Below are 21,494 nucleotides of genomic sequence, written 5' to 3'. Positions count from 1 at the left end.
GTCAAAACAACGCTGCTGACTTGCGATTCAGGGAAAGGAACAGCCGATGGATAAACGTTCGAATACAATTCGATGGCTTGCGATATTCTCGGTCATATCCTGTATTCTGAATTTTCCAACGCGTTTGCATGCGCAACAGGCTGCAGATGCAGAGGTGTCGGCGATGACTGAAGAGACATTGCATCATCCTGCACCGGCAACCGACACATTCGGTCAGACGCAGTTCGTTCTCAGCGGCGATCCCATTGTCCCTCCGCGCGACTACGCAAAAGGGTCGGAGATACCGAATCCCGATGAGTATGATCCGATCGAGTCCGGCACGATTTTTGATATCGTTTATCTGGGCATTATCGATGGCAGAATGCGTTTCGAGATTCGCGGTTATACCGCGACTGACTTGCTAAACCCGGATACGGGACAAACAGTCGATTTTCCGGTCGAGCAACAATCTATCGAAATCAGGAATATTCGAATTGAGGTGGAGGCTGCGGAATCGGGAAGTCTGACTTACAAGGCAAGCAGGTTTTCTGAAGCTTCGGGAGACTAGTTCTCCGGTGTATCCCAACCGGGATACACGCCTGAACGCATATTGCCCCAAGTTGAATCAATGTCGTGATACTCGTGATAAAGTCTGACAATGATGGCAGTCACAAGGAAAGCTGCGCATAAAGCCAGTATGATTTTAAAGAATAAGTCCGGCTTCAAGCCCTGCCTCACCCGTTGTTAGATGCAATTCTCAATATGTTATATCCGTGTGGATCAGTGTTTTTCGTTAACGGTCGCTGTCGAAAGGAAGTTTCGTTCAATGCGGCATTGTTGAGAAGTGCCTGATGTTTTGAATTGTGAAACGATAGAAATAGCGGGTAAGTGCTTGCGATTCGACGAGCCGAAATTTTGCGCATTGAACCACGTGAAGAGGCGAACAGCATGGAATTTCCCCGTGACATCGAAGATGCGGCCAGAAATTTGTGGCTGGAAGTCTCCGAAGAGAACGAAAAAGTTGTACCCGTCGATGTGATCGCGCTTGCTATCCTCAGGGAAAGGCAGCGATGTGCGACAATTGCACTTTGCGTCTTTGATGACGAAGAGTGGTCGGATGAATACCGCATGGCAGGTGGGCTGACCGCAGATGCGATACTTGCAGGTAATAGCAATAGTTCAGAATAGAGCGGTGGCGTCGTACATGAAGCTTGTCGCACGGAGAAACGGAATAAAATGGTATTAGAGCGTTTAGCGGTGGTGTGTGTTTGCCTGCTGTCATTGACTTTGGTTGGATGCACGACATCGCCGCAGAATTATGCAGCGTCGCTTTCAACGCAGGATCCCAAATGGCAGTCGCCGCAGTGCGAATAAATTCGTGCGGAGGCCACGAACTATGAGGCCAGAGAAACGAAAGCTTCTGATCTGGCTCCCGGACTTCTCATCGGCCCATATGGGCTGGGTATCGCGGCGGCAATAAAAGAGAACGACGAGAAGCGGCGGAAAATTTTCGTTCGTGAGATGCATCTGCGTTGCTCAAGCGCGCCTCTTCCAAGGGAACTTGAAAATACGCAGAACGAAACGAACCAGTCAAAACTGACTGATACATTTCGATAGTTCGTATAGGTCTTCAGGTCATTCCAGTCCGTGATAACGTCTTCAACAGCGAGTTAAAATGTCCAAATTTGTACCCGTAATTGCGTTGCACGGCGGCGCTGGAACCATTCTCAAGGCCAATATGACGCCGGAGAAAGAGGCCGCCTATCACGCTGGCCTGCGTGAATGCCTGCAGGCGGGACTGGACGTCTTACGTAAGGGGGGCAAAGCTATCGACGCTGTCACGGCATCTGTAATTGCTCTGGAAGAAAATCCGCTTTTTAACGCCGGGCGAGGGGCTGTTTTCACCGCAGACGAAACGCATGAGATGGATGCGGCCATTATGGATGGCACAACTCGGGCATGCGGAGCAATTTCCGGAATTTGCAGACCACGCAACCCTATTCTGGCGGCACGTGCGGTTATGGAGCAGACCGAACACGTTTTTTTTGCAGGCGAAGGGGCGAAGCGGTTTTGCGAAGCTGCCGGTCTGGAAATGATGGCACCGGATTGGTTTTCGACGGAACAGCGTCGCAAGGCATTGCATGACGAAATGGAGCGTCGTCGCAGTGGCGCAGCCGACGATGGCGATCCAGCCCGCAAGCACGGGACCGTAGGTGCTGTTGCACTGGATAGTTTAGGGCATCTGGCTGCAGCAACATCGACAGGGGGCATGACGGCCAAGACGCCGGGACGTGTTGGAGACAGTCCGGTCATCGGCGCTGGAACCTGGGCTGATGACCAGACGGTTGCGCTTTCTGCAACAGGTCACGGAGAATATTTCATCCGCTGGGCGGTGGGTCACGAAGTGGATGCGCGGATGCGCTGGGCCGGGCAATCGCTCAGCGAAGCGGCTGGTACTGTTGTCCGCGAACTTGGCGAAATCGGCGGTTCTGGTGGTCTTGTTGCGGTGGACCGCAAAGGCAATATCAGCCTGCCGTTTAACAGTCCGGGCATGTATCGTGCCTGGTGCGGTGCAGACGGTGAGATTTATACCGGAATCTATGGTCAGGATTGAAGTATTTGCTTGAGATTGCAGAGCTTGTCAGGATGTTGCCAGCTCTGTTGTTTTGAAACGGTTGTTCATATGCGTATGGGGATTGGTGCCATACGCCATAAATCTCTTTCCCGATATGCATGGCAACGTTTGCCCCGGACATATTGCGGGCTCAATATTACCCAATCCCTTAAAGACAGGCTGCCAACGATATGGCCGCCTATAGACACGTATTCCAGATTGGAATGGCAAGTCTAAAATTGCATTGGCCAAAGCCCAAATTTGCTGCCTATAAATTTCAAATAACAAAACTGACAGTCAGGGGAGAATGCTCCTCAGCTTTTCCTTAAGCTTTTGAAAAAGCGAGAAGATCAGCTCCGAGCAACGATGACTGGCGCGCCTTTCAAACGAGCGCAAAAATGGGGAAATGAATGACGGAAGCCAAGTGCGTTCCGGAGGGACAGATTTGCCCTTCTGGCGAAAAGGCGCAGCTATTCAACAATATGGAGCCGCAAAGCGGTGCCAATGGAGCGGCAAATGTTGCGCAACCGACGCAGGAGTTCCGCTTGCCGGTCAGCGATCTACATGAGCTTTCCGTTTTGGAATATGGCAATCCGAAAGGCATCCCAGTCGCTTTTCTGCACGGCGGTCCTGGTGCGGGGGTGTCGGCCAAGCAGATAGCCAGTTTTGATCTCGATATCTATCGTGTCATCACCTTCGATCAGCGTGGCGCGGGTCGTTCCACTCCAGTCGCGGAAATTGCTGAAAACACCACACAGCATCTGATTGCGGACATGGAAACCTTACGCGAAAAACTGGATATCGAGCGCTGGCTCGTGGCCGGTGGTTCTTGGGGATCGTGTCTTTCGCTTGCTTATGGCATCGCGCATCCGCAGCGTTGCCTCGGCTTTCGGCTGCACGGCATATTTCTCGGGGGGCAGGAGGATGTCGATTGGTGGTTCCATGGCTGCCGGGCCATTTTTCCAGACCACTGGCAGAAATTTGCCGAATTCGTGCCAGCAAGCGAGCGCAGCAATCTACTTACCGCTTATTATAAGCGGCTCACCTCGGGCGATCCCGTACAAGAACAGGAAGCGGCCCAGAGCCTGCGCGGGTTCTCGGCGCGCACGCAGACCTTCGAACCGGACACGGACCACGTTTCCAAGCTTCTGAAGCCGGAAGCGGCTTTGGCCGTATCACGCATTTTTACGCACTATTGCGTCAACCATGCTTTCCTCCCGGACAATTATCTCATCGATAATATCGATCGTATCCGCCACCTTCCCGCTGAAATTGCGCAGGCGCGCTACGATACCGTCACTCCGATGATGACGGCGTGGAAACTCAAGGAAGCTTGGCCGGAAGCGAATTTCACCATCGTCACGCTTGCCAATCATCAGTCGACAATTGGCCCGATGGCCGATGCACTGACCGCCGCATCAGCCCGGCTGGCGCGGCAATTGAGGTAAGCCCACACTTTCAATGCTTGGAATTGAGGACAGTTCGATGTTCGATACAAAGACCGCCGATACATCGCTTTCGATGACGCACTACATCGATATCTGCAAGGCCGTAAAGCCCGTCGTCTCGCCGGACGGTGAGCTTCTGGTCTATCTCAGCGATGAAAGCGGCACGGCGCAGGTCTGGGGGCGCCCGCTTGCGAGCGGCGTGCCACGCCAGATCACCAATCTGCCGGAACCGGTCGGCAATCTTGCCTTCAATCCGAAGAGCCGTGATCTGCTTATCACTACCGACTGGGGTGGTGATGAGCGTCATCAGCTCTGGTTGATCGAAAACGCCGAAGGTGAGCCACGTCTCCTCACCACCGATACTACGGTGGTGCATGCCTGGGGGTGCTGGTCGCCGGACGGCACGCAGATCGCCTATGGTGCCAATTATCGCGATCGTTCGCACATGGACATTCATGTGATGACCGTTGCAACTGGCGAGACCAAATGCGTCTACAAGGGTATCGGTTGGCGCACTCCCGCCGCTTTTGCGCCCGATGGCAAGTCGCTTCTGGTCAATGATTGCCGGCGTGCCATGACGGATCAGGATTTTTGCCGTCTCGATCTCGAAACAGGCGTTTATGAAAACATTCTGCCGCATGAAGGCCGGGCGCGCTATCAGGCACCGAAATTCTTCAAGGATGGTTCCGGCATTCTGTTGATTGCCGATCAGGAACGCGAGTATCTCTCAGTCATGGTAAAGCCGCGTGACGCGGCATCGCTGACCGAACTCGCGGCTTTCGAGGGGCAGGATGTCGAAGCGCTTGCAATCTCACCCGATCAAAGCAGGATGGCACTCGTCCTGAACCGTCAAGGCTGGAACGATGTGGTTCTGATCGACCGCGGTGGAGCTGTACTGCAACAGATAGAGATGCCCGTTGCCGGGGTCGTTGCTTCGATTGCGTGGACGCCGGATGGCATGTCGCTGATCATGCCTGTGGAAGGTGCAGCGACATCGGGTGACATCTGGCGCTGCGACGTTGAAGGCGGTGTTTTTAAACGCCTGACTGATGCGCCGAAAGCCACGGTGAAATTGCCAGCCTTCATGGAACCTACGGTAACGAGCGTTGCAAGCTTCGACGGTCTGGACGTTCCGTACTTCGTCTATAAGCCGGAGCGTGCACCGGGTCGTGACGGCTATCCAGTTATGATCATTGTGCATGGCGGTCCTGAAGCTCAGTGGAAGCCGGATTTCCGTGCCGATATCCAATATATGCTTGCGCGGGGCATCATGGTCATCGCGCCCAATATTCGCGGCAGCACTGGCTATGGCCGCGCCTATCAGCATCTCGACGACCGTGAATTGCGCATGGACAGCGTCGCAGATCTCAAGGCTGTACGCATGGCGGTCGCGGCGCGCGGCGATGTGGATGAGAGCCGTATCGGCGTGTTTGGCCGTTCCTATGGCGGGTTCATGGTCCTGTCGGCTATGACGGAATATCCCGACCTGTGGAAGCTTGGCGTCGAATATTACGGGATCGCCAATTTTCTCACCCTGCTGCAGACTACAGGACCGTGGCGCAAGGAACTGCGCGCCATCGAATATGGTGATACCGAAACCATGCGCGATGAGCTGGAGCGGTTCTCGCCAATCAATCGCATCGGTAGTATCGCCGCACCATTGATGATCGCGCATGGTCTGAAAGACCCACGTGTCACGCCTTGCGAAAGCGAGATGGTCTATTCGTGCCTACGCGGGCTCGGTAAACCGATCGAATATCTGCGTGTACCGCATGAGGGCCATGGTTTCGCGCGTATCGAAAATCGCCGCCGGGTGTTTGGCGCGCTTGCCCGTTTCATCGACGAGAATCTTTAAAAGCACTGTTGGGAGAGTACGCCGTGAAGAATGGTGAAGAGATCTGGGATCTTGTGGACGCGAAAAAGGCTGATTTTGAAGCCTTGAGTGATCGAGTCTGGGGCATGCCGGAGATCGCTTATACCGAATATCGGTCCTGTGCTGAGCATACTGAAATGCTGAAGGAACAAGGGTTCCGTATTGCCGAGAACGTGGCTGGCATTCCCACCGCCGTGATGGGCGAGGCCGGTGAGGGCGGACCAGTCATCGCAATCTTGGGCGAATACGATGCTCTTCCGGGCCTCAGCCAAGAAGCGGGTATCGCGGAACCGCGTCCGATCCCTGGTACGGGACATGGCCATGGCTGCGGCCACAACCTTCTGGGTTCCGCTGCCATTCTGGCCGCGACGGCGGTCAAGGACTGGCTGGAACAGACCGGCAAGAAAGGCCGTGTACGCTATTACGGTTGCCCAGCAGAAGAAGGCGGCGCGGCCAAGTCGTTCATGGCGCGCGCTGGCGCTTTCGACGATGTCGACATCGCCATCTGCTGGCATCCGGCTTCGTTCACGCAGGTGGATGACGCACAGTCGCTCGCCAATACGCGCATGGATTTCGAATTCACCGGACGAGCCTCCCACGCCGCCGCGGCACCGCATCTGGGGCGTTCGGCTCTGGATGCGGTGGAACTGATGAGTGTCGGCTGCAATTATCTGCGAGAACACATCCCTTCTGATTGCCGTCTTCACTATGCCTATCTCAATGCGGGCGGTATCGCCCCAAATGTCGTTCAGGCCAAAGCCAAGGTGCGCTATGCCATCCGCGCCACCGACCTGTCGGGCATGTTCGCCCTCAATGAACGAGTGAAGAAGGTTGCCGAGGGCGCTGCGATGATGACGGAAACGACCGTCGATATCTCCATTATGAGCGCGGTTTCGAACCTGCTCGGCAATACGCCGCTGGAAATTGCGATGCATTCGAACATGGAACGTCTGGGCGGTGTGCCGTTTGATGATGCAGATCGCGCATTCGCAGCCGAGATCCAGGCAACCTTGTCGAAGGAAGATATAGAAACTGATTATCTGCGCGTCGGCCAGCCGCTGGCGGAAAATGAACCGCTTTGCGACTACGTCTTGCCGCGTGAGCAGAAAGGTGTGCCGATGATCGGTTCCACTGATCTGGGTGATGTGAGCTGGGTCGTGCCAACCGTTCAGGCGCGCGTGGCAACGCATGCGATCGGTTCGCCCGGTCATTCGTGGCAGATCACCGCTCAAGGCAAAATGCCGGCCGCGCATAAGGGCATGGTCTATGCCGCCAAGGTAATGGCGGGCACTGCGCTTGATGTTCTTCAGAACGAGAAAATCCTGAGCAACGCCAAAGCTGATCACAAGGCCCGTACGGCAAAGACGCCCTACACTTGCCCGATCCCGCCAGAGGTCAATCCGCCACTTCAGCCGCGCCCGGCAAATTAGAGCACAAACCGACCGGAGTGAAACGAGGATCGATAAGATTTTGCTTTGGAAAGAGAAACTTAGAGCGCCGATCTGATCCTATCGGATCGAAACGCGCTCTAACTGGCAGAATGATTGCATTTCGTGCTGTGCGTCCGCGCGCAGCACATTTCGAAAATGCCCAACCATAAAAAGGGGACAGCAATGCAAAGACAGAAGACATCCATCCTGCGTCGCACGACAGCACTTGCGCTTGCCGCCGGCATGGGCGCTGCGACGTTCGCGGCTGAAGCCGCCTCACCGCCGAATGCGCTTGTCATGGCATGGAACATCGACGCTATCAGCACTTTTGATCCCGCGCAGATCGGCGAGGCGGCTACCAACGAGATCATCCAGAATATCTGTGACCCGATGGTGGATTTCGATCCGGCTGACGAAACCAAGATCGTGCCGCAACTCGCCAAAAGCTGGGATGTCTCGCAGGACGGCCTGCAGATCACGTTCCACATGCGCGATGATCTGAAGTTCGACAATGGCGACAAGGCGACGGCAGGCGATATGGCCTGGTCGCTCCAGCGCGCGGTCAAGCTCGGTTTCGGAAATGCTGCGACGCTGACGGAATATGGTTTCACCAAGGAGAATGTGGATCAGACCATCTCGGCGCCGGATGACAACACTGTCGTTTTCAAGCTGGACAAGCCCTATCCGGTCAATCTCATCCTGGCGGCCATTGCCGCCAACCGGGTTGCCAGCCTTCTTAATCAGAAGGTGTTGATGGAGAACCAGGTCGATAATGACATGGGCAACAAATATCTGGCCACTCGGTCGGAATGCGTTGGCCCCTACAAGTTGATGCGGTGGAACCCCGCCGAAGTGGTTATCCTTCAGGCGACCGACAATTACTGGGGAGAAGCACCGAAGCTCAAGCAGGTACTGATCCGCCATGTTTCGGAAGCGGGAACTCAACGGCTGCTGCTTGAAAAAGGTGACATAGACATCGCCCGCGATCTGACGCCGGAGGACCTGCGCGATCTGGAAACCCAGGACAAGGTCACCGCTTCGCGCTCGTTGAAGCCTTCACTGTTCTACTGGAACTTCAACAATGCCGATCCGATCTTCGCCAATGAGAAGGTGCGCCTCGCGATGCGCTATCTCATCGACTATGATGGTCTTGGCAAGACGGTCATCAACAATGTCGGCGTGCCACGTGCGAGCTTCGTGCAACTTGGTGCCTTCGGCGCACTGGATGAGAAAGAAGGCCAGCCCTTCCAGCTCGACGTCGAAAAGGCTCGCGAGTTGTTGAAGGAAGCCGGTTACGAGAAGGGCTTTGAGACGACGATGTTTATCAGCACCGCGCCTTATGCGGCTCCGATTGCCCAGAGCATTCAGGATGCCGCTGCCAAGGTGGGCGTGAAGATCAAGATCGAGCGCATGGCCAATGCGCAATTGTTCAGCCGTATTCGCGGTCGTGAATTCCAGACCTCCCTGATGGGCTGGCAGACTACCGTTCCGGACGCCCATGGCAATGCTTCGCGTCAGATATTCAATCCCGACAATCGGACTGAAGCAAAGCAGACGATGTATCCGAGCTGGCGTGCAAGCTATTTCAATGAAGCAGTGAACAAGGAAGTCGACGCGGCTTTGTTTGAGAAAGACGAGGCGAAGCGCAAGCAGATGTATATCGATCTACAGAAAGAGATGATGGAGAAGGGGCCGCACGCCTTCATTTTCCAGATCTACAATGTCGCTGGCGTCAACAAGGCCATGAAGAACTGGAGCTGGAACGGCTTCCGCGTCTATTACGATCTGGCCGCGAAATAGCGAAAATAGCTCTACCGGCGGCTTCCCTCGAAGTCGCCGGGCGTTCTTCGATTTGATGGATGACCATATGGCCACTTGTGATTACAGCGCAATCCCGGCCCGGCATCCCGTTTTTCTCTTTCGGGAATTTGCAGATGACGACGCACGAAATCATGGAAGACGTGGAGGAGGCCGACCGCGACAGGGAGGCCGGTCCAGTGCTTCAGTTTCTCGCCGCCACAGCGCGCCTGATTATCTCAGTGGCGATTACGCTTCTGGGGCTGATCACGCTGACCTTTTTCATCAGCCGCCTTTTGCCGCTCGATCCGGTTATCGCCATGCTGGGGGACAATGTTTCTCAGGAAGCCTATGACACGATGTATCGTAAGCTGGGTCTTGATCAGCCGTTGATCGTGCAATACGGCCTTTACCTCAAGAATGCGCTTATGTTCGATTTCGGCAATGCGCTGACTTCTGGCCGTCCGGTACTGGAAGATATCGCACGTGTCTTCCCCGCCACCATCGAACTGGCGACTGTGGCTATTCTCATTGGCACCACGCTTGGCATTCCGCTTGGTGTCTTCTCTGCCATGTATCGCAATTCGCCGCTGGACCATGCCGTTCGCATGGTCAGTCTGCTCGGCTATTCAACACCAAACTTCTGGCTCGGCCTGATGGCGCTCTTGATATTTTACGCCACACTCGGCTGGATCGGTGGGCCGGGACGGATAGATTTCATCTACGAATACTCCGTCGAGCCGACGACCGGATTTCTGCTTGTGGACAGTGCAATGCAGGGGCAGTGGGACGCATTTTGGAACGCCGTAAGCCATATCATCATGCCAGCCCTGATCCTCGCGTTTGGTTCAATGGCTTACATTAGCCGCATGACGCGCGGCTTCATGATCGAGCAGCTCAATCAGGAATATATCATCACTGCGCGCGTCAAGGGATTGTCCTGGGCGCGCACCGTCTGGGGCCACGCATTTCGCAATGTCGCGGTTCAGGTCGTGACGGTCGTGGCGCTGTCCTATGCCTTCCTGCTGGAAGGTGCGGTGCTGACCGAGACGGTGTTCGCATGGCCAGGCTTTGGGCGTTACCTCACCAATGCGCTTCTGGCAGGCGACATGAACGCGGTGGTCGGCTGTACGCTCGTCGTCGGCATTCTATTTGTCGGCATTAATCTGATCAGCGATCTCCTGTATCGCGTTTTCGATCCCCGCACACGATAGGAAACTGCCGATGAACACGCACACCAGCACATCACCGGCGCAAACTTCCGGTTCCCTGCGGGCCTGGCTGACTGCTCCGGTACCTACTTCTGCCTTTCAGGCCAATATACAGCAGTTGCGCCGGTCCTGGTTCAAGCTGATGGCCAATACATCCGCCGTCTTCGGCATGGCAGTGATCGTGCTTCTGGTATTGATAGCAATTTTTGCACCTTTGATCGCCACACACGATATCGGCGCCAACAATCTCGCGAACCGTCTCCAACCACCGTCTCTCGACCATTTCTTTGGTACCGACGAGTTGGGTCGCGATATTTTCAGTCGTCTTGTCTATGGCTCGCGCATCACACTTTACATCGTGACGCTGACCGCCGTTATCGCTGCGCCCATCGGTCTCGTCGTTGGCACCACCGCAGGCTATATGGGCGGCTGGGTCGATACGGCGCTGATGCGCATAGTCGATATCTTCCTTGCCTTTCCCAGTCTGGTACTGGCGCTAGCCTTCGCTGCGGCACTTGGTCCGGGTATTGAGAATGCGGTTATCGCCATCTCCCTCGCCGCATGGCCACCGATAGCACGCCTTGCCCGTGCCGAAACATTGACCATTCGCTCGTCCGATTACGTGGCCGCAATACGTCTGCAAGGGGCTTCCACGATACGGGTGATCGCGAAGCATGTCGTGCCCATGTGCATTCCCTCGGTGGTAATCCGCATCACACTCAACATGTCTTCGATCATTCTCACAGCCGCTGGTCTTGGCTTTCTTGGCCTTGGTGCTCAGCCACCAAGCCCTGAATGGGGTGCGATGCTTTCCAGTGGTCGGGAATTCATGATGACCTCGTGGTGGCTTGCCGCCGTACCCGGCACCGCAATCCTGCTCGCAAGCCTCGCCTTCAACCTTTTCGGTGATGGTTTGCGCGACGTGCTCGACCCCAGAAACGGATAAGATCAATGACGAAACCATTGCTTGAAGTTGACGATCTTTGGGTGTCTTTTCCCGGCGCAGACCGCAACATCGATGTTGTTCGAGGTATCAGCTTTTCTATCGGGCGTGAAAAGGTCGGTATTGTAGGCGAATCCGGCTCCGGCAAATCAATGACCGGGCGCTCGATCCTCAAGCTGACGCCAAAGGTGGCACAAATCCGTGCCAAGCGCCTGCGTTTCGGCGAGATTGACCTGCTGTCAGCCAGCGAGCGCCAGATGCGCAGCGTGCGGGGCAACCGCATTTCGATGATTCTCCAGGACCCGAAATACTCACTAAACCCGCTGATCCGTATCGGCGATCAGATCATGGAAGCCTATCGGATACACCATCGGGTGAAATCGGCAGAGGCGCGACAGAAGACAATTGCCATGCTCGAGGCCGTGCATATCCGCGATCCCGAACGTGTCATGCGTCTGTTCCCGCACGAAATTTCCGGCGGCATGGGGCAGCGTGTAATGATCGCGATGATGCTGATTCCCGAACCGGACATGATTATTGCCGACGAGCCGACTTCCGCGCTCGACGTGACCGTCCGGCGCCAAGTTTTGACAATTCTCGATGAGCTGGTCAGCCGTTCAGGCACCGGGCTGATGTTCATCAGCCATGATCTCAATCTGGTGGCTGATTTCTGTGACCGGGTACTGGTCATGTATGCGGGGCGCATCATGGAAGATCTACCAGCCAAGGAGCTGCATAAGGCGCGTCATCCTTATACGCAGGCGCTTCTGGCGAGTCTTCCTCGGTTGGACCAGCCGGTCGATATGCTGAAGGTGCCCGAACGCGAGAAGAGCTGGCTCACCGAGCCGACGCTGGCGGGAGAAAACTTATGACACATGCGGCCAACTCTTCCTTTGTGGATGTTTCGGACCTTTCCATCAGTTTCGGCAAAGGGCGAAAGCGCGCCAATGTCGTCAGGAAGGTAAAATTTCATATCGAGCGCGGTGAAGCCTATGGCCTGATCGGCGAATCCGGTTGTGGCAAGTCCACGATCCTGCGCGCGCTAGCAGGTCTCATCCCGCATTATCAGGGCAACTTTGTCTTTGACGAACAGAAAATAGATGGCGAGCGGGACAAGGCGTTTTTCCGTCGCGTGCAGATGGTGTTTCAAGACCCTTATGCTTCGCTGCACCCGCGCAAGCAGGTGCACAAGGTGCTGGCGGAATCGCTTGCTATTCACGGCATGGATCGCAAGGACGAACGCATTCGTGACGTATTGCAAGCGGTCGGTCTTGGTCCAAGCTTCCTCTATCGCTATCCGCATGAACTGTCCGGCGGCCAGCGTCAGCGCGTTGCCTTAGCGCGTGCGCTTATCATCGAGCCGGACGTACTGCTGCTCGATGAACCGACATCCGCTCTCGATGTTTCAGTGCAAGCGGAAATTCTCAATTTGCTCAAGGTGCTGCGCCGCGAGCGCAATCTCACCTACCTCATGGTTTCGCACGATCTCGCCGTAGTGGCCCATATCTGCGAGCGTGTCGGGGTTATGCATAAGGGCATCATTCTGGAAGAACTGACGGCGGACGATCTTCGTCATTCACGTGCCAAGGCCGAATATACGCAGGAATTCCTGCAGGCCAGCGTGGAAGCCGTCGCACATAATCAGGCTGGGGAAATACGGGTATGAACTATCATTCGGTGGCCAATCCTGGACAGGAATGGGAACGTTTGAAGAGCCCTGCTGCGGCGGGCTGGTCGGAAGCTGGATTAAGTGCCGTCGATGCTTGCGCGGACCAACAAGAAACCGATGCGTTGATGATCGTCCAAGGTAACAAGATCGTCCACACATATGGCGACATCACGCACAAATATCTCTGCCATTCTATTCGCAAGAGCATCCTTGCCGCATTGATGGGACAGGATGTGACTGATGGCACCGTTGATCTCAGCTTGACGCTTGAGCAGCTAGGCATTGATGACAATGAAGGCTTGAGCGAAGTTGAGAGACAGGCGACGGTTTATGATCTCTTGACCGCGCGTTCCGGCATTTATCATCCGGCGGGCTACGAGACCCCGTGGATGCGGATGATCAAGGAAAAGCGTCATTCCCATGCACCGGGCACCTTCTGGTGCTACAACAACTGGGATTTCAACGCACTAGGCACTATTTTTGAGCAGTTAACCGGCAGGACCGTGCACCAGGCTTTCGATGAGCGTATCGCAAAGCCGCTTGGCCTTGAGGATTTTAGACTCGACGGTGACAAGCCGGACGGTTGGCATGACCGTTTTATGGAAAGCCGACACGCCGCTTACCCGTTCCGTCTGTCGACACGCGATCTGGCGCGCTTCGGTCAGCTTTATCTGCGCAATGGTCGCTGGAATGGTGCGCCCGTCCTACCTGAGGGGTGGGCGCAGGAATGTGTGATGCCTTACTCTCATGCCGGTGCACGTGGCGCTTATGGCTATATGTGGTGGCTGGAGCGAGACGGCGTGTTTTTCCCCGGTGTGGTGACACCGAAAGGCAGTTATGCAGGTTTCGGTGCCGGCGGCCATTTCTGTATCGTATTGCCCGCGCTCGACATGGTGATTGTGCATCGTGTGGATACGGACATTGCTGGGCGTCAGCTGAACCGACACAAGTTCGGGCGTCTCTTGAAGCTCATTCTGGATGCTTTTCAGGGGTAATGTCATGCAGCGGGAAAAGGTGACAGTCGCACTCGCGATTGCTTCGGCATGTGCAAAACCGGTGGTGAGCCCCGATGCGCGGACACTCGCGCGTGACGCCATTTTAGATACGTTGGCCTGTATGGTGGCAGGCCGCGACGATATCAGCACGAAAAGCGTTGCGAAAGCCTTTGCAGAATTCAGCGCTGGCGGAACTGCTTTGTTGGCTGCGGGAGGAACAGGCAGCCCGATGTTCGCTGCGCTGGTCAATGGTACAGCAGCGCATGCGCTCGATTTCGACGATAATTTCCTGCCCGGCATGAGCCATGCCTCGGCGGTGATTGTGCCCGCTATCTTGGCGCTGACTGATCTGGATGAAACCGCAGGAGCGCGTCTGATTGACGCCTATCTGGCAGGACTGCAGGCACAGGCCCTGGTAGGCGAGGGCCTGGGACAGGTACATTATACAGCTGGCTGGCACGGCACCTCAACGGTGGGGAGTATTGGCACGGCTGTCGCTACGGCTCATATGCTCGGTCTCGACATCGCGACGACCACACAGGCGATCACTATCGCTGCCAGTTTCGCATCCGGCACGAAAGGTCAGTTCGGCACGCTGATCAAGCCGTTTCATGCAGGCATGGCCGCGCGCAATGCCGTTGAAGCTGCATTGCTCGCAAAAGCCGGAATGGAGGCCCGGCACGATATTCTGGAAGGGGAGCAGGGTATTCGTGAGCTATTTGCGGGGGATCCACGTCTCGGTTGGGATATCGAAGATATCCTTACCGATAAGGCGCATGTGATCGAAACGGCCGGTGTCATGCCGAAACGGCATCCTTGCTGTGGGTCCACCCATATGATCGTCGACTCATTGCTTGATCTTAAGGAAGAACACGGGTTTGATGCCGAGGATGTCGTGGCTGTAGATACATTGGTTGGGATCGCGAACTATCGCAATCTTGCCTATATGCAGCCGGCCGACCAGATGCAGGCACGCTTCTCCATGCAATATTGCGTCGCACGTGCCCTGCGGCAGGGATATCTGGCACTTGCAGATTTCACCCCGGAGGCTGTGGGTGCTTTCCGGGACGATTCACTGCTCGGTGTTATCGCCATGCGAAGTTATTCAATGGAGGAAGAACGGGCATCAGCGGAAAAGCTGCCGCATGTCGCAACCGTTACACTGAAAAACGGGCGTGTTTTACAGGCGTCGCGCAGCTTCGCCGTCGGTACTCTACAGCAACCGTTCAGCGCCGATGACCGGACGCGGAAATTTCTTGATTGTTGTGCGGCGCTTCCAGCCGCGGATCAGATCTATGGGGATTTGCGTGATCTTGACGATGCAGAGAACCTGAAAGCTGTTGCGACACTTTTCACCCAGCCTTGATGTCTTAATTCGGCGTAAAACTTCCGGCGTTGTGGCCATTTTTCTGGGCAACCAGTTGCGAGGCACGACGCCAGAAGAGTTCCGCCTGCTTGTTCCTGAATTGGGGTGTTCGGTAAACGCGGATTTCAATCAACAGATCGGTGTTTGTTTCACCGGCGCGGACGAGCACGCCACGCTTGAGTTCATCGTCGACAAGGCTTTCCGGTATCCATGCAACACCATGTCCGGAGACCGCCATTGCCTTGAGCGCAACAGACATTCCGTTTTCGTAAACCGTGTTCAATTCGAAACCATGTTTCTCAAACAACCAGGGTAGTGCGAGGGAAAAGAACGAGTTGCCACGATAGCTGAGGAAGTCGATCGGTAGCGACTTTTCCTTCAGGCTATGCAAGGCCTGTCCATTCGGCGCAGGAGCGGATACAGGGATGACCCTCTCGGTGCCCAGTGCCAAAAACGGATAACCGCCAAGATCATCCATCTGTGGAACTGCCGGATGCGCATAAGTCAGGAAGAAGTCGCAGTGCCCGCTGACAAGCGTGGAAATATTTCCGACGAATGATGAATGCGGATCGGCAAAACGGGCACGGAATGACGCGCCGGAGGCTTCAATCTGCGCCATCCAGTGTGGAAAGAATGTGAGTGACAGCGTATTGAGTGTAGCAAAAGAAATGATTTCCCACGATGCGCTATAACCGTCGCTGACGGTCTTACGGGCGGTAAGCAGCATTTCAAGAGCATCGTGTGCTCGCGGAAGAAAACACTCTCCTGCCTTCGTCAAGCCAATAGGATTCGAAGAGCGGTCGATCAGGGGGAGGCCAATCCAGTCTTCCAGTTGCTTGATGCGCTTGCTGAGGGCAGACTGCGTGATATTGCGGTCACCTGCCGCGCGAGAATAGCTCTTGTGCTCTGCAAGACTGACGAAATCTTCAAGCCATTTCAGTTCCATAGTCTGCACCGATACATCAGATAAGCAAAAAAGTTCACAGCCTATCTATAACGCGATCCGATTGGATTGAGATAGACTTCATCTGATGTTTTCGATCAAACGATGATCTGGCCGATAGCGGCGGACAGACAAACGAGACGTCCGGTGCCTTTACATCGAGTCGCGTACGCGCTCCCATGCTTTGGTCAAATGGCGTCCCAGTACTTCAGACAGTCGGGTCGCGTCGCGGGCTTCCAGCGCCTCGATCATTTCCTGGTGCTCTGATACAGCCGCCGCCCATTTTTCGGCGCCTTCGTGGCCGACGAAACGGATTCGTTTCAATCGTGTCTGCAGCATCTGGTGAATGTCTGCCAGCGTCGGGTTTTTGGCAAGACGAACGATGGCAAGATGAATCTGCTGGTTCAGTTTGTAATATTGCAGTCGGTCGGCATGCTTGTAGCGCTCGATCATTGCATCGTGCAGTGAACGAACCTCAGCAATTTCCTTGTCGGTAGCAAGCTCGCAGGCGAGTTTACCAGCAAGTTCTTCCAGCGTGCGCAGGACTGTGAGCATGTCCCTGACATCAGCTGCACTGAACCGTTTCACAACTGCGCCGCGGCTTGGAACAAGCTCAACCAATCCCTCGCTGGCCAGATACTTGATAGCTTCACGCAGCGGCGTCCGGGACACGCCGAGTTGTTCTCCAAGCTGGCCTTCATGCAGGCGCGTGCCTGGCTCCAGCTGCCCTTCAATAATCATGTCGCGCAGATGGTTGACGAGCATATCGTGCAAGGCAGTACGGCGGAACGCTTGTGAGCCGTTTTCGGCTTGTTCGTTTTTCTGAATTTCGTCCATCGGCCTTTTTTCTCAAAGAGTGAGCTCGAATCCTCACCTCACCGTTTGAGGCGAAGATGGCTGGCCTGTTCTCAACCGTCAATATAAAATGCTGCATACAGAATACAAAATGCTTGCGTCACGTGGGTGGATGTCATATGCATGCTGCATACAAAATGCAGATGAGGAGGATGCTAATGACCGTTACTGGCGCTGAACCGAGCGTAATTGCGCTTGCAATGGGGGATCCAGCCGGTGTCAGTCCCGAGCTGACGGCACGTCTCCTCGCTTTGCCGGATGTCCGAAAAGAAGCGCATATCATCGTCTTTGGTGATCGCCGCGTTCTGGACGAAGGTGCGCGTATAGCGGGTGTTGAGCTTGATCTGCAGGATTCCACTCTCGAAAATGCGCCTAACATGCCGGTCGGCAAACACGTCTTCGTTGACTTGAAAAATCTCGATCCGAAGGATGTTGTGTGTAGTGAAGCCACGTTGGTCGGCGGAACTTTTGCAACTCAGAACTTTCGTACTGCATTGAAATTTGCTGATGCCGGACATGCGCAGGCTGTTTGCTTTACGCCATTCAACAAGCAGGCCATGCGGTTTGCCTATCCGGGTTACGACGACGAAATCCGCTTTGTTGCGGATGTGCTGAGCTTCACAGGCAAGGTGCGTGAGTTCAACGTTCTGGAGAAAGTCTGGAACGCGCGCGTGACGTCGCATATTCCGCTCAAGGATGTGGCCTCGACCCTGACTGTTGAAGGAATTCTCGCCGAGCTGGAACTGGCCTGGATGTGCTTGAAGAAGGCGGGATATGACAATCCGAAGATTGCAGTGGCTGGGCTCAATCCACATGCTGGCGACGGCGGCAGCTTTGGCATGGAAGAAATCGACATCATTGAACCTGCCGTCAAGGCAGCGAAGACCAAGGGGTTCGATGTCGATGGTCCGTTCCCGGCTGACACAGTGTTCCTGCGTGCTCTGAAGGATGGCTTTCAGGCGGTACTGACCATGTATCACGATCAGGGGCAGATCGCGATGAAGCTGATGGGGTTCGACAAAGGCGTGACAATGATGGGTGGATTGCCATTCCCGCTCTGCACGCCTGCCCATGGCACTGCCTACGATATTGCCGGGAAGGGCATCGCCGACGTGGGAGCCACGCGCGAAGCAATCCTACTCGCGGCACGAATGGCGAAAAGAGCGGCTGCACTTTCAGACGCTGCCTGATTTTCGACATTTTGACACTATCGGCATGGGGGGAGGCCCGTGCCGCTTAACTGGGAGGATAGACCATGAAGAAGTCTCTACATATCGCATGCCTGGCAGCGGGGGTGGCAGTGATCGCATCATCTGCCCTGGCATTTGAACCGACACGGCCTGTGGAGTTTGTCGTGACAGCCGGACCGGGCGGCGGTACGGATATTTTCGCGCGTACGATCCAGTCGATCATCGGCAAATATGACCTGATGAGTGCGCCAATCGTCGTCACAAACAAGGGCAGCGCAGGCGGGGCGGAAGGCTTTGTCTATACTGCTGGCTATAAGGGCGATCCATACAAGCTCGCCTTCGGCACGAACAACGCCTACCTTTTGCCAGTACGCGCCAAAGTTCCTTATAAGTCGGCAGATTTGCTCCCAGTCTCGGCGCTTGCTTCGGACGAATTCATTCTTTGGGTCAACGGAAAGTCTGACTTCAAGACGGCCGCAGAGTTTATCGCCAAGGCGAAAGATGATGCGGACATGAAGGTTGGCGGCAGTCAGTCCAAAGACGTTGACCAGATTTTGACATCCATGATCAACGATGCCACGGGTTCGAAACTCGGCTATATCCCGTTCAAAAGCGGTGGCGAAGCCGCTGTTCAGCTCGCGGGCGAGCACATTGCAGCCAATGTCAACAATCCGAGTGAGAACCTCGGTCAATGGCAGGCGGGCATGGTGAAGCCGCTTTGCGTCTTCAAGGGTGAAAAACTCAAGGGTGATGGCAAGGTTGCTGGCGATATGGGATGGAGCGACATCCCGACCTGCAAGGAAGCAGGGATCGCTATCGAAAATTACTCCATGCCACGCACGGTATGGCTTCCCGCAGGTGTCGATCAGGACGTCGTCGATTACTATGCAGGCATACTCAAGAAGGTTGCCGAGACACCTGAATGGGCGAAGTATCTTGCCGATAGTTCGCAATCTGCCGCCTATATGAGCGGTAATGAACTCTCATCCTTTATCAAGAACGATGAAACAGCGGTAACGGCCGTGTTGAAGCGAGAAGGTTGGCTTGCCAACTGACGTTTTGTGCATTCATGCAGACGCCAATGGCGTCTGCATCATTCATCGAAGGAGCTCATCCCATGAGTGAGAAAGGTGAAGGCGGCGTTTCCCGATTCGTCATCGAAGCGGGCGTTGCTCTCCTGACAGGCGCGCTGGGAGCGGCGGTCTGTTACGGCTCACAACAGGCTGGTACAGGCTGGACGGAAATGGGGCCGGATGCGGGTTATTTCCCGTTCTACATCGGACTGCTGATCATGTTCGGAAGTGCGGTCAATCTCGTTGTTGCATTTATTAAACATCGTGGCAGCGGAGAAGTCTTTGTTGAACTCTCCCGGTTGAAGCCGGTTCTCGGTTTCGCCTTGCCGCTGGTTGCCTTCGCTGCCATATCCACGGTTCTCGGACTTTATGTCGGCACGGCACTCTACATCGCTGGAGCGATGATGTTTCAGGGACGCTACAAGTGGTGGGCTTCCGTGCCAGCCGGTATTGCCGTTTCCCTCTTCTTTTTCGTCATTTTTGAAATCGGCTTCAAGGTTCCGCTCCTTAAAGGCCCGGTCGAGGCTTTCTTCGGCATTTATTGATACCGGAAAGTCCGATGTCTTTGGAGGAAAGACATGGAAAATTTCAGTCTCCTGATGGATGGCTTCGCCCACATACTCAGTTTCAATCATGTTCTGCTGATGATGCTGGGTGTGACGCTAGGAATTCTGGTAGGTGTCCTGCCGGGTTTGGGCGCGCCCAACGGTGTTTCCCTGCTTTTGCCGCTAACATTCACGATGGACCCTATCTCCGCGATTATTCTGCTTTCCTGTATGTATTGGGGGGCATTGTTCGGTGGATCGACCACGTCCATTCTGTTCAATATTCCAGGCGAGCCTTCGTCCGTTGCCACCACTTTCGATGGATATCCGATGGCGAAGGCCGGACATGCGAGCCGCGCCCTGACGCTGGCATTCGTTTCGGCTGGTATCGGCGCACTGGCTGGCGTGGTGATGATTACACTGCTTTCGAGCTGGGTCGCCAATTTCGCCCTGCGGTTTTCATCACCGGAATATTTCGCTGTCTATTTTCTGGCTTTTGCCAGCTTCATATCCATGGGCGCTCAATCGCCTTTCAAGGCACTCGTTTCTATGATGATCGGTTTTGCTTTTGCTTCGGTGGGCATGGACACGATCTCCGGTAACTTGCGCCTGACATTCGAAATACCGGAACTCATCAAGGGTATTTCCTTTCTGATTGCCGTGATGGGCCTGTTCGGGATCGGCGAACTGTTGCTGACGACGGAGGAGGGGTTACGCTTTGACGGCATCAAGGCACGGGTGCGTCTCGGTGAGATTGGGCGTACGCTTCTTGAAATGCCGCGCTACTGGTTCACGCTTGCGCGCTCAACGCTGATCGGTATCTGGATGGGCATAACGCCCGCCGGGCCAACGGCTGCATCCTTTATGAGCTACGGTGTGGCTCGTCGTTCCGCTCGCGATAAGTCGAAGTTCGGCCAGGGAGACCCACGCGGTATTGTGGCGCCGGAAACTGCGGACCATTCGGCAGGTACATCTGCGCTTCTCCCCATGCTGGCACTTGGTGTGCCGGGCTCGGCTACCGCTGCTGTGATGATGGGCGGCCTGATGATCTGGGGCCTCACTCCTGGCCCGACATTGTTCACGGATCGCCCGGATTTCGTCTGGGGCCTGATTGCCTCCATGTATCTCGGCAATATTGTTGCCGTCATTCTGGTAATTGCGACTGTACCGCTCTACGCATCTATCCTGCGCGTGCCGTTCTCGATCATTGGACCGATTATTGTCGCGGTCATTTTCTCTGGCGCTTATCAGGTCGCCAACTCGATAGCCGACGTCTGGCTGGTGATCGCATTTGGTGTGCTGGGCTATATCTTTAAGAAACTTGACTATCCATTGGCACCGTTGGTTCTCGCCATGGTTCTGGGCGATAAGGCAGAAGATGCCTTCCGTCAGTCGATGATGATGTCTAACGGTGAGCTTTCGATATTCTGGTCGAATGGTTTGGTTGCGTCGCTGATGACGCTCGGCGTCTTCCTGCTTGTCTCGCCCGCGATCTTCTGGGGCATTGGCAAACTGCGTAGCCGGAAACCCGAAATGCCCTCCGGTAAGGGTAACGTGGCCTGA

General features: G+C 55.2%; 19 protein-coding genes. 17 read left to right on the top strand and 2 right to left on the bottom strand.

Annotated elements, in window-relative coordinates; translation table 11 throughout:
* Positions 1–46 precede the first annotated feature (46 nt).
* The 13 genes from F9K91_RS00270 to F9K91_RS00205 all read left to right on the top strand — a co-directional run bounded on the left by F9K91_RS00270 (position 47) and on the right by F9K91_RS00205 (position 15,325).
* Positions 47–547, top strand: coding sequence for a hypothetical protein (locus F9K91_RS00270; protein ID WP_151676883.1), 501 nt, complete (start codon positions 47–49; stop codon positions 545–547).
* A gap of 380 nt (positions 548–927) precedes the next feature.
* Positions 928–1,167 carry a hypothetical protein gene (locus F9K91_RS00265; protein WP_151555137.1) on the top strand — a complete coding sequence of 80 codons (240 nt, stop codon included), beginning with the start codon at positions 928–930 and terminating at the stop codon, positions 1,165–1,167.
* A gap of 487 nt (positions 1,168–1,654) precedes the next feature.
* The gene (locus F9K91_RS00255) at positions 1,655–2,593 is read left to right on the top strand and encodes an isoaspartyl peptidase/L-asparaginase family protein (protein ID WP_151676882.1); all 939 of its coding nucleotides are present in this window, start codon (positions 1,655–1,657) and stop codon (positions 2,591–2,593) included.
* 410 nt (positions 2,594–3,003) lie between these two features.
* Positions 3,004–4,041: a prolyl aminopeptidase gene (gene pip / locus F9K91_RS00250; protein WP_151555139.1), complete on the top strand. Its 1,038-nt coding sequence runs from the start codon at positions 3,004–3,006 to the stop codon at positions 4,039–4,041.
* A gap of 37 nt (positions 4,042–4,078) precedes the next feature.
* Positions 4,079–5,896, top strand: coding sequence for a S9 family peptidase (locus F9K91_RS00245; protein ID WP_151676881.1), 1,818 nt, complete (start codon positions 4,079–4,081; stop codon positions 5,894–5,896).
* 23 nt (positions 5,897–5,919) lie between these two features.
* A complete protein-coding gene (locus tag F9K91_RS00240) occupies positions 5,920–7,344 on the top strand; it encodes a M20 family metallopeptidase (RefSeq protein ID WP_151555141.1) in 1,425 nt (474 codons plus the stop codon).
* Positions 7,345–7,527: 183 nt separating this feature from the next.
* Positions 7,528–9,144 carry an ABC transporter substrate-binding protein gene (locus F9K91_RS00235; RefSeq protein WP_151676880.1) on the top strand — a complete coding sequence of 539 codons (1,617 nt, stop codon included), beginning with the start codon at positions 7,528–7,530 and terminating at the stop codon, positions 9,142–9,144.
* Positions 9,145–9,278: 134 nt separating this feature from the next.
* Complete coding sequence (locus tag F9K91_RS00230; RefSeq protein ID WP_151555143.1) at positions 9,279–10,355, top strand: ABC transporter permease; 1,077 nt, start codon at positions 9,279–9,281, stop codon at positions 10,353–10,355.
* A 10-nt stretch (positions 10,356–10,365) separates the two neighbouring features.
* Complete coding sequence (gene nikC, locus F9K91_RS00225) at positions 10,366–11,298, top strand: nickel transporter permease (RefSeq protein ID WP_061346552.1); 933 nt, start codon at positions 10,366–10,368, stop codon at positions 11,296–11,298.
* Positions 11,299–11,303: 5 nt separating this feature from the next.
* Entirely contained in the window at positions 11,304–12,167 is an 864-nt protein-coding gene (locus F9K91_RS00220) for an ABC transporter ATP-binding protein (RefSeq protein ID WP_151555144.1), read from the top strand.
* Positions 12,164–12,961, top strand: a complete 798-nt coding sequence (locus F9K91_RS00215; protein ID WP_151676879.1) for an ABC transporter ATP-binding protein — start codon at positions 12,164–12,166, stop codon at positions 12,959–12,961. Before F9K91_RS00220 ends, F9K91_RS00215 begins: the two co-directional genes overlap by 4 nt.
* Positions 12,958–13,959 carry a serine hydrolase domain-containing protein gene (locus tag F9K91_RS00210; RefSeq protein ID WP_151676878.1) on the top strand — a complete coding sequence of 334 codons (1,002 nt, stop codon included), beginning with the start codon at positions 12,958–12,960 and terminating at the stop codon, positions 13,957–13,959. Before F9K91_RS00215 ends, F9K91_RS00210 begins: the two co-directional genes overlap by 4 nt.
* A gap of 4 nt (positions 13,960–13,963) precedes the next feature.
* Positions 13,964–15,325 (top strand): MmgE/PrpD family protein, encoded by a 1,362-nt coding sequence (locus tag F9K91_RS00205; RefSeq protein WP_151676877.1) that lies wholly within the window; start codon positions 13,964–13,966, stop codon positions 15,323–15,325.
* Between the two features lie 4 nt (positions 15,326–15,329).
* Here F9K91_RS00205 and F9K91_RS00200 read toward each other — a convergent pair whose 3' ends face one another.
* Positions 15,330–16,271: a LysR family transcriptional regulator gene (locus F9K91_RS00200; protein ID WP_151676876.1), complete on the bottom strand. Its 942-nt coding sequence runs from the start codon at positions 16,269–16,271 to the stop codon at positions 15,330–15,332.
* A 150-nt stretch (positions 16,272–16,421) separates the two neighbouring features.
* Positions 16,422–17,105, bottom strand: coding sequence for a GntR family transcriptional regulator (locus F9K91_RS00195; protein ID WP_151555149.1), 684 nt, complete (start codon positions 17,103–17,105; stop codon positions 16,422–16,424).
* Positions 17,106–17,281: 176 nt separating this feature from the next.
* Between F9K91_RS00195 and F9K91_RS00190 the strand changes: the two genes are divergently transcribed.
* The 4 genes from F9K91_RS00190 to F9K91_RS00175 all read left to right on the top strand — a co-directional run bounded on the left by F9K91_RS00190 (position 17,282) and on the right by F9K91_RS00175 (position 21,494).
* Positions 17,282–18,313, top strand: coding sequence for a 4-hydroxythreonine-4-phosphate dehydrogenase PdxA (locus F9K91_RS00190; protein ID WP_151676875.1), 1,032 nt, complete (start codon positions 17,282–17,284; stop codon positions 18,311–18,313).
* Positions 18,314–18,378: 65 nt separating this feature from the next.
* Positions 18,379–19,368, top strand: a complete 990-nt coding sequence (locus tag F9K91_RS00185) for a Bug family tripartite tricarboxylate transporter substrate binding protein (protein ID WP_151651428.1) — start codon at positions 18,379–18,381, stop codon at positions 19,366–19,368.
* Positions 19,369–19,430: 62 nt separating this feature from the next.
* Positions 19,431–19,931 (top strand): tripartite tricarboxylate transporter TctB family protein, encoded by a 501-nt coding sequence (locus F9K91_RS00180; protein ID WP_151555152.1) that lies wholly within the window; start codon positions 19,431–19,433, stop codon positions 19,929–19,931.
* Between the two features lie 33 nt (positions 19,932–19,964).
* Positions 19,965–21,494 carry a tripartite tricarboxylate transporter permease gene (locus tag F9K91_RS00175; protein WP_151676874.1) on the top strand — a complete coding sequence of 510 codons (1,530 nt, stop codon included), beginning with the start codon at positions 19,965–19,967 and terminating at the stop codon, positions 21,492–21,494.

Origin of the sequence: Brucella tritici (assembly GCF_008932295.1) — a bacterium.
Classification (GTDB): Bacteria; Pseudomonadota; Alphaproteobacteria; order Rhizobiales; family Rhizobiaceae; genus Brucella; species Brucella tritici.
This window is presented reverse-complemented; position numbering and strand designations above follow the sequence as displayed.

Coding starts and splice junctions, on each gene's coding strand:
- F9K91_RS00270 (WP_151676883.1), top strand. CDS start 47: ATGGATAAACGTTCGAATACAATTCGATGGCTTGCGATATTCTCGGTC.
- F9K91_RS00265 (WP_151555137.1), top strand. CDS start 928: ATGGAATTTCCCCGTGACATCGAAGATGCGGCCAGAAATTTGTGGCTG.
- F9K91_RS00255 (WP_151676882.1), top strand. CDS start 1,655: ATGTCCAAATTTGTACCCGTAATTGCGTTGCACGGCGGCGCTGGAACC.
- pip (WP_151555139.1), top strand. CDS start 3,004: ATGACGGAAGCCAAGTGCGTTCCGGAGGGACAGATTTGCCCTTCTGGC.
- F9K91_RS00245 (WP_151676881.1), top strand. CDS start 4,079: ATGTTCGATACAAAGACCGCCGATACATCGCTTTCGATGACGCACTAC.
- F9K91_RS00235 (WP_151676880.1), top strand. CDS start 7,528: ATGCAAAGACAGAAGACATCCATCCTGCGTCGCACGACAGCACTTGCG.
- F9K91_RS00230 (WP_151555143.1), top strand. CDS start 9,279: ATGACGACGCACGAAATCATGGAAGACGTGGAGGAGGCCGACCGCGAC.
- nikC (WP_061346552.1), top strand. CDS start 10,366: ATGAACACGCACACCAGCACATCACCGGCGCAAACTTCCGGTTCCCTG.
- F9K91_RS00220 (WP_151555144.1), top strand. CDS start 11,304: ATGACGAAACCATTGCTTGAAGTTGACGATCTTTGGGTGTCTTTTCCC.
- F9K91_RS00215 (WP_151676879.1), top strand. CDS start 12,164: ATGACACATGCGGCCAACTCTTCCTTTGTGGATGTTTCGGACCTTTCC.
- F9K91_RS00210 (WP_151676878.1), top strand. CDS start 12,958: ATGAACTATCATTCGGTGGCCAATCCTGGACAGGAATGGGAACGTTTG.
- F9K91_RS00205 (WP_151676877.1), top strand. CDS start 13,964: ATGCAGCGGGAAAAGGTGACAGTCGCACTCGCGATTGCTTCGGCATGT.
- F9K91_RS00200 (WP_151676876.1), bottom strand. CDS start 16,271: ATGGAACTGAAATGGCTTGAAGATTTCGTCAGTCTTGCAGAGCACAAG.
- F9K91_RS00195 (WP_151555149.1), bottom strand. CDS start 17,105: ATGGACGAAATTCAGAAAAACGAACAAGCCGAAAACGGCTCACAAGCG.
- F9K91_RS00190 (WP_151676875.1), top strand. CDS start 17,282: ATGACCGTTACTGGCGCTGAACCGAGCGTAATTGCGCTTGCAATGGGG.
- F9K91_RS00185 (WP_151651428.1), top strand. CDS start 18,379: ATGAAGAAGTCTCTACATATCGCATGCCTGGCAGCGGGGGTGGCAGTG.
- F9K91_RS00180 (WP_151555152.1), top strand. CDS start 19,431: ATGAGTGAGAAAGGTGAAGGCGGCGTTTCCCGATTCGTCATCGAAGCG.
- F9K91_RS00175 (WP_151676874.1), top strand. CDS start 19,965: ATGGAAAATTTCAGTCTCCTGATGGATGGCTTCGCCCACATACTCAGT.